Source organism: Protofrankia sp. CiP1_Cm_nod2 (genome assembly GCF_920664355.1).
Classification (GTDB): Bacteria; Actinomycetota; Actinomycetes; order Frankiales; family Frankiaceae; genus Protofrankia.
On record NZ_CAKKTL010000220.1, the window covers coordinates 2,046 to 9,272 of the forward strand.

Annotated in this window: 6 protein-coding genes and 3 pseudogenes; 6 read left to right on the plus strand and 3 right to left on the minus strand. The window is 66.6% G+C overall.

Going from position 1 to position 7,227, the window contains the following annotated elements; genetic code table 11:
* Positions 1–434: 434 nt before the first annotated feature.
* From NBW84_RS19590 to NBW84_RS19610, 5 genes are all read left to right on the plus strand, one after another.
* Positions 435–1,301 carry a ZIP family metal transporter gene (locus NBW84_RS19590; protein WP_250286240.1) on the plus strand — a complete coding sequence of 289 codons (867 nt, stop codon included), beginning with the start codon at positions 435–437 and terminating at the stop codon, positions 1,299–1,301.
* Between the two features lie 676 nt (positions 1,302–1,977).
* Entirely contained in the window at positions 1,978–2,214 is a 237-nt protein-coding gene (locus NBW84_RS19595; protein WP_250286242.1) for a hypothetical protein, read from the plus strand.
* A gap of 20 nt (positions 2,215–2,234) precedes the next feature.
* Positions 2,235–3,410 carry an SPFH domain-containing protein gene (locus tag NBW84_RS19600; RefSeq protein ID WP_250286244.1) on the plus strand — a complete coding sequence of 392 codons (1,176 nt, stop codon included), beginning with the start codon at positions 2,235–2,237 and terminating at the stop codon, positions 3,408–3,410.
* A gap of 371 nt (positions 3,411–3,781) precedes the next feature.
* A complete protein-coding gene (locus tag NBW84_RS19605) occupies positions 3,782–3,913 on the plus strand; it encodes a pyridoxamine 5'-phosphate oxidase family protein (RefSeq protein WP_250286246.1) in 132 nt (43 codons plus the stop codon).
* Positions 3,910–4,206, plus strand: coding sequence for a hypothetical protein (locus NBW84_RS19610; protein WP_250286248.1), 297 nt, complete (start codon positions 3,910–3,912; stop codon positions 4,204–4,206). Before NBW84_RS19605 ends, NBW84_RS19610 begins: the two co-directional genes overlap by 4 nt.
* Before the next feature lie 881 nt (positions 4,207–5,087).
* Here the strand turns inward: NBW84_RS19610 and NBW84_RS19615 are convergent.
* Together NBW84_RS19615 and NBW84_RS19620 are read right to left on the minus strand one after the other, a co-directional pair.
* On the minus strand, positions 5,088–5,291 hold the full coding sequence (locus NBW84_RS19615) for a cold-shock protein (RefSeq protein ID WP_131764847.1): 204 nt from the start codon (positions 5,289–5,291) through the stop codon (positions 5,088–5,090).
* 386 nt (positions 5,292–5,677) lie between these two features.
* A pseudogene (locus NBW84_RS19620) lies at positions 5,678–5,974 on the minus strand (transposase); the annotation flags it as partial.
* 5 nt (positions 5,975–5,979) lie between these two features.
* On the opposite strand from NBW84_RS19620, the pseudogene NBW84_RS19625 reads away from it, so the two are divergent.
* Positions 5,980–6,382, plus strand: a pseudogene (locus NBW84_RS19625) (DDE-type integrase/transposase/recombinase); the annotation flags it as partial.
* A 584-nt stretch (positions 6,383–6,966) separates the two neighbouring features.
* Here the strand turns inward: NBW84_RS19625 and NBW84_RS19630 are convergent.
* Positions 6,967–7,227 (minus strand): annotated as a pseudogene (locus NBW84_RS19630) (hypothetical protein); the annotation flags it as partial.

A 7,227-nucleotide genomic window follows, 5' to 3' on the forward strand; every position in this document is an offset into this window, starting at 1 on the left:
GGCCCTCGCGGACACCGTGAGACGAGTTCTCTCACCTGTTTCGACTCCTCCCAGTGAACCGGGAGCGGGGCGTGTTCGACAGGGGCGAGTGGCTCCACCCGTTGGCCACGCATTTGCTGGGCGAAGGAGGCGCCTGCTGGGTGGGGACAGCTCGAACTGCCAGTCGTGCCAGGCGGTGCGGCCAGGGTTCGGCGGGGATGCCCGCGGCAGCCGCCACCCGTAGGTGCGTATCGGGAGACTTTTCCTTCGGCGGGAAGGCCTGCAATCAAGATCGTCGGTAATCGGTGAACGCAACAGCGCTCCCAGCAGTAGGTGCCTCGGAGGTGAGTCGCTCCCACCGCTGAACCGTCCGGTCAGCAGTCCCATCAGGAAAAACTTGCCTCTACACACAATTTAGGACAGCCTAACCTAACTGATCTGTCGGAGGAGGACACATGGGTCTGGGCCGCACGCTGCTACTCGGCGCCATCGCCGGAGCGACGATTCTGCTCGGCCTGCCGGTAGGGCGACTCAGGCGGTCCGCACCCACACTGCGTGCGCTCCTGAACGCGGCGGCGGTCGGCGTGTTGCTGTTCCTGGTGTGGGATGTGCTGTCTGCGGCCTGGGAGCCCATCGACGGGGCGCTGACCGAGATACACACCGACCACCACGGCATCGGCCGGGCGGTCGGTTACGGGCTACTGTTCAACGGCGGGATCGCGGTGGGTCTGCTGTCGCTGGTGGTCTATGAGCGGTGGATGGGCCATGCCGCCGGCGGAGAACGCCGGTTCGGACCGGGCACGATGGCCGCGGGGGAACTGACAACTCGACAGGTCGGCCTGGCAGCATGGTCCCCGGCGAAACGCCTCAGCCTGCTGATCGCGGCGGGGATCGGGCTGCACAACTTCGCTGAAGGCCTGGCCATCGGCCAGTCCGCCGCCTCCGGTGAAGTCACGCTGGCCACCCTGCTGGTCATCGGCTTCGGGCTGCACAACGCCACCGAAGGCTTCGGAATCGTCGCACCGCTGGCCGGCGACACCGCTGGTACCCCCGTCCGCCCCGGCTGGGGATTTCTGCTGACCATGGGTCTTATCGGCGGCGGCCCCACATTCATCGGTACCGCTGTCGGACACAGCTTCACCAACGAAGCCCTCAGCGTGGCCTTCCTGACGCTGGCGGCAGGGTCGATCCTCTACGTCGTCATCCAACTGATCACCGTAGCGGCGAGAACCCGACGTATGGATCTGCTCGCCTACGGAATCCTGCTCGGTCTGATCGCGGGTTTCGCCACCGACGGCATCGTCACCGCCGCCGGCGCCTGAACCCAAGGCGGAACGATCATCTTTTCGTGCTGCCGGAAGGTCCTCATGAACTGCTGATGAGACTGGACCGCGGCAACCCGATCGTCGCCACACCCGTACACAGCGGGCCCTCAGCAACCTCTTGAACAGTTACTAACCGGATGTCAGGTGGCGCACAGCCCGGAGATTCGCGGTGAGTATGTGCCGCCAAGATGGCGGTGCGTGAGGAGGCGCGACATCGACAAGCTGCGCTCCGGCGACGAGGCGCTCAACCGGCCCCATGACCGCCCCGGCCCGGGCACCGACAGCCCTGACGGGACGACAGCCGGGTAGGCGACCGTGTCCCCCGCTGCGGGGCCGAAAAGTGGAAGGCGCGACCTGGTGGCGTAACACGAGGATCCCGGCCTCCTTCGCGGCGGCCGAACGTGTCAGCAGTACCAGCGCCAGCCGGAGACGCCCAGCAGGATGCGGCAGGATCAGGTATGGCAGACGCAGGGCCACAAGCCCCGACCATGCCCGAGCGGGGACCGTCAAGATAGACGGCCATGGACAGCTGGCCGCAGGATGATGCTGTAGGTCAAGACCCATGACACAGTCTTCGGCACCAGTACCCTCCGCACAGGACATCCCGCCTGCCACAGTGGTGTTCAGCGGTCGACGATGGCTACTCGGAAGCATGGGCGGGAGGAGGAATGCCGTGGGTGACTCGTCGGTCATCGGTCGCGTCGGCCCCCTCATCGTCGCCACTCGGGGCCCTGGCGGCGCTGGCGAGGTGAAACTGAAGGTGCGTGGCGGTGTCGAGACCTACCTCGCCTGGTCCGACGACCCGCTGCCCAAGGGCGCTTCCGTCCTCGTGGTCGGTAGCCGGGGGCCGCGTACCGTCGACGTGGTGCCGTGGACAGACTTCACCATCACGGTCGACAGCGGTAGCTGACTTGGTCTGAGGGAGCAACGATGCTGGGCTACAGAGTGCCTGCGCCTGACGAAGCAATGCTGATCTCGGGAGGCAAGAACCGCGGCGAGGCACCGTTCCGTGTGGTCACCGGGCACGGCGGCTTCGTCATACCGTTCTTTCGTAAGGTTCGTTTCCTGAAGCTGTCCATGTGCGAGGCGGAGGTTGCCGAGACCTGCGTGACCCACCAGGGCATCGCCCTCAACGTCCGCGCCGTCATCGCATTCAAGGTCGGCAACGACAGCGAAAGCATCGTCAACGCCGGCCAGCGCTTCCTGTCAGACCAGGACCAAATGTCGGTGCTGGCCGGACGGATCTTCGCCGGCCATCTGCGGTCGATCATCGGCTCGATGACGGTCGAGCAGATAATCCAGGAGCGGCAGAAGCTCGCTACCGAGGTACTGGACGGCTCCAAGGAGGAGATGGCCAGGATCGGGCTGACAGTCGACGCGCTGCAGATCCAGTCCATCGACGACGGCGGGCTCGGCTACATCGCGGCTATCGCGGCGCCACACAACGCTGCCATCCAACGACAGGCCCAGATCGCGCAGGCGCAGGCCAACCAGGCAGCCGCCGAGGCCGAGCAGGAGTCGCAGCGCAAGCAGGCCGAGTACGCGCGACAGACCTCCGTCGTGCAGGCCCAGTACCGAGCCGAGATCGACAAGGCGCAGGCCGAAGCCGCTCAGGCAGGACCGCTGGCCAAGGCGCAGGCCCAGCGTGGCGTCATCGCCGCCCAGACCGAGCTGGCCCAGCGCGAGGCGGAGCTGCGCCAACAGCAGCTCGTCGCCGAAGTCGTCAAGCCGGCTGAAGCAGAGGCCGAGCGGGTGCGCATCCTGGCCCTGGCCGAGGCCGAGAAGATGAAGATCCAGGCCGAAGCTGCGGCGTCACATAACCGTGTCGCACTCGACCGGATGCTAATCGATCAACTGCCCGAGATCGTCAAGCAGGCAGCGTCTGGTCTGGCGGGAGCGAACGTCACCGTGCTGAACGGCGCGGACGGCATCGGCGAGATCGCCAGTGCCCTTGTCGGCCAGGGCATGGCTATTTTCGAGTCGCTACGAGGCGGCGTCGGGCAGCCAGAGCACGACAAGGGAGACCGGCGCAGCAGCGGCAGCGCCCCACGATCCGAACTCCAGCTGTCACGGCCCACCCCCCGCGCGCAGCCCGACGCCAACTGACGCGGACGTCCGAAACGCGCTCCGCGCAGTACGGTCTCGGCGGCTTTCTCCTCCGTCCGGCGGCACCGCTCAGCCAGCTCGGCATTGCCCGCCAGGAGCTGGCGGGCAAGCACGACGCGCTGCTCGCGCGAAAGCTCCTCCGGGTCGGGTACCCCGCGTGCTGACCAGGACCGACCTGCCGCCCGGTACACGCACCAGCCCTGCTGCAAACAGTCAAAACTCGGTGTGGACGACGCACCACTCGGACAGTCAACACGCCGGACAGCCACCACGCTTAGTATTTACAGTCCCGCTGCCCACACTAGGCTGGTGCGGACGGTGGTTCCCGCTGCTCCGGGCGCCGCCTCCTACCTGACACCGAGGGGGTCTGCGTGGCCGCACTGACCGACGAGGCGCGATCTGTGATCACCGGTGGGCATCTGGGTCACCTGGTCACCCTCAACCCGGACGGCAGCCCGCAGGCGAGCGTGGTGTGGTGGGGCTGGACGGGGACGCCATCGTGACCGCCCATCTGGCGGAGTACCAGAAGATCCGTAACATCCGGCGGGACCCGCGGGTCGTACTGACCATCGAAGGCGGCGTGACAAACGCGGCCGGCCTGGCCGAGTACCTCATCGTCCACGGGCGTGCCACGGTCAACGAGGGCGGCGCGCCCGCCCTCCTGAACCGCCTCGCCAAGGTCTACCTCGGCCCGGACGCCAGCTACCCCCCGACGCCGAACCCGCCCGAGGGCTACGTGCTCTCGATCTCCGTTGACCGCGTCGGGGGAGTCGGCCCCTGGTCCGGCGACCACTGACCGGAGGCCCGCGGCTCCGCCCGGGCTTCGGAGGGCACTGTTGCATTCGCGTACACCGGCAGATCTTGGCCGCAAGTCCTCCGGCGTCGAGGCTCACCAACACGGCTCCGGGCGGCTGGTAGCCCACTGACCGGGGCACATGAGCGCGTCCGACAGGAAGATCCGCAGTGAAGATCGCCTGTGATCGGCGAATGCAACAGCGCCGTCCGAGCCGGGTGAGTTCTCCTTGAACGCGGCGGTGCCCCCGTGAGGGTTCTCCCGGGTCAGCCGGACGACCAGCTCGCGCAGCTCGTCATCGATTGTTGGGCGTCCGTGCCGGTTCGGGTACGTCCACCGGCGTGTGACCAGACGGTGATGCCACGCTGACAGCGTGGCAGGAGCGACAATGCGATGGCGACGTAGTTCGTCGGGTAGCAGCCGCGTCAACGCGGACAAGATCCCACGGTCCGGCCATGAGAGGCGCGGTGGGCAACCTGACGGCGCAGGACCGGGACCTCGTGCCTTGGCATCAGGATCTCGACATCCTTCACCGCGGATCTGCGCAGCGCCAGACTCAGCGAGCCAGACAGCCTCACCGTGATCAGATACGTCGACCGAAACAGCACGACCGCTGACCATCGCACGGCCACGACCCGACTGAAACCGCCGATGACCGCCCCGACGTCAGCTTCGGCACGGTACAAAGCCCGGGAGGGACGTGCAGTGCTGGTCGGTCACGGTCCTAGCGACGGTCGTCCTCGGCAAGGCCGAACGGACCGCGGGCTATCCACCCACACGCGACTCCGACCCGCTAGATCTTGCAAGCCGCCCATGGGCCTCGATGCGGCCGTTCGTCACCGTGTTCGACGCGACCGACAAGAATGATCGTCCGCGACCGCAGATCAGACCGGGCGGACGTGCTCGGCCTGCGGACCCTTCTGGCCCTGCGTGATGTCGAACTCCACGCGCTGGTTCTCCTCCAGGTTGCGGAAGCCGGCGCTGTCGATGGCCGAGTAGTGAACGAAGACGTCGGGACCGCCGCCGTCCTGGGCGATGAACCCGAAGCCCTTCTCGCCGTTGAACCACTTCACAGTGCCCTGAGCCATGTGTTCTTTTCCTTCGTGGGGGCCGTACCGGGCCGCCTGCTGCGAGTCCCGGGTTGCCGTGGTGTGATCGTCCCCATGTCGGATAGGACTGGAAAACGAAAAACGCCCGCTGTCAGACTCCACGGGCGTTCGAAACGTTCGAGGAAACTCCAACTGCAACGCATCGACCTTACCAGATTCCATGGCCCGACGCGGAGCCAGGGGCAACGGGGCAACGGGGCAACGGCGGCGTAACTCGATCAGTGCGAGTGGCGACAGGCTGGAGCCGACGTTGACGCGGCCGTCGACAGGCACCGGGTCGAGTGCCCGGGGAGCGGCATGACCGGATACTTCCTGCGGCGTCGATGGGCGACACTGTCCGTGCGGGTCTGACGCCCCTATGTTCGTCAAGCCGCTGGACCGACCAGTCCAGCCGTCCGGCCGGTGGTCCGCGGGAGCGCGTGATAGATCTCCCGGGCGACGTACCGCTTCCAACAGCGGACGATCTCCCGTCGGGTCGCGCCTTCCGCGATCCGTCGCTGCTGGTAGGTCCGGCTCCGAGGATCACAGCGCAGCCGGGTGAGAACGATCCGGTGCAGGGCGGTGTTGGCCTGGCCGTCCCCACCCCGGTTGAGACGATGCCGGTGGATCCTGCCGGAGAAGGCCCCGATCGGACGGGCACCGCGCAGGGCGGCGAAGGACGCCGCTGGTCGACCAGGACGGCCAGGTCATCGACGTCCTCGCCGCCGACCACCGCGATCTGGCCGTGGCCCACCGCTTCTTCACCGTCGCGCTGTCGCACGGCCGGCGCCCGGTCGAGGTGAGCGCCGAGCAGGCCGCCACCTACCCAAGGGTCCTCGACGAGCTGCTGCCCAGCCTCCTGTCACATCGACGCCCGGCGGGCAAACAACCGGATCGAGTCCGATCACGGCCAGCCGAAGGTCAGGCTGCGGCCGATGTGCGGACTACAACGTGTCCGTTCCGCCCAGACCGTCAACCCCGGGCATGCGTTCGTGCGGAACATCCGCCGTGGCCACTACGAACTCGCCGTCGACACCGAACCGCGCCTACGGGTGTCGACTGCCTTCATCGAGCCCACCCTGGCGATCTGATCAACATTCAGACGGAGTCCGTTATGTCTTGCTTTCCCATAACGCAACAGATCTCCGCCGATGCCAGCCGTGGAGGCGGCAGGTTCCCGGCGGCGGAAACCAGCCACAACGTGGGGGAACGGCGTCCCAGCATCCAAACCATTGCTGAGCATAATCATACTGTCATTATCGGACATTTAGCCGTGCGGGACGGCACCGCCCCGCCCCTGACGCTCTCCCGCACGTCATGTTCGATGCTACCGATCGCTCCTCCGGCCGGGCGCCGTACGGCGCCCGGCCGGATTTCCTTTGGCTCCGGTCCGGCTGAAAGCCGGGGACTCCTGCACCAATGCCACCGAGTTAGGCCGATGTTCGATTTTGTTTGCTTTCATCTTCGTAGGCCAGGAACCTGGAGCTTGATTTCGGTTACGCCCATCCAAGCGACACTGATTATTGTATAACCGTTATCTCGTCCATCGGGGCGGGCCCGCGACGGCACCAGTACGGGCGGTTCGGGATTTCCGAAGATTTCCCTTCAGGAACGGGCAGCTGTTTGCCTGCTCGGCTGGCAGGGTCGTCTGGAGGAACGCCCCAACGTCCGCCGTCTAGTCGTCGGCCGGGCGGGTGTCCTGATACCAGGACGACTGGTAGGAAGGCCAGTGGTGGTCCGTGGTGGAGGGAGGGACTGGAAGGCTGCCGGCATCCTGGGGAGCGGCGCCGGCGTTGTTCCCGTCGCCGGCGTTGTTCCCGCCCCCGCCGGCCGAGCTCGTCGGTTGTTCCTGGGCATTCGCTGGTTGTGACTCAGTAGCGGTCGGAGCCGTGTCGGCGACACTGCCGACTTTTCCAGCCCAGCAGGACTGCGATGC

Bases quoted from the DNA above. Each gene is read 5' to 3' on its own strand.
- NBW84_RS19600 (WP_250286244.1), top strand. From the start codon at position 2,235: ATGCTGGGCTACAGAGTGCCTGCGCCTGACGAAGCAATGCTGATCTCG.
- NBW84_RS19590 (WP_250286240.1), top strand. From the start codon at position 435: ATGGGTCTGGGCCGCACGCTGCTACTCGGCGCCATCGCCGGAGCGACG.
- NBW84_RS19615 (WP_131764847.1), bottom strand. From the start codon at position 5,291: ATGGCTCAGGGCACTGTGAAGTGGTTCAACGGCGAGAAGGGCTTCGGG.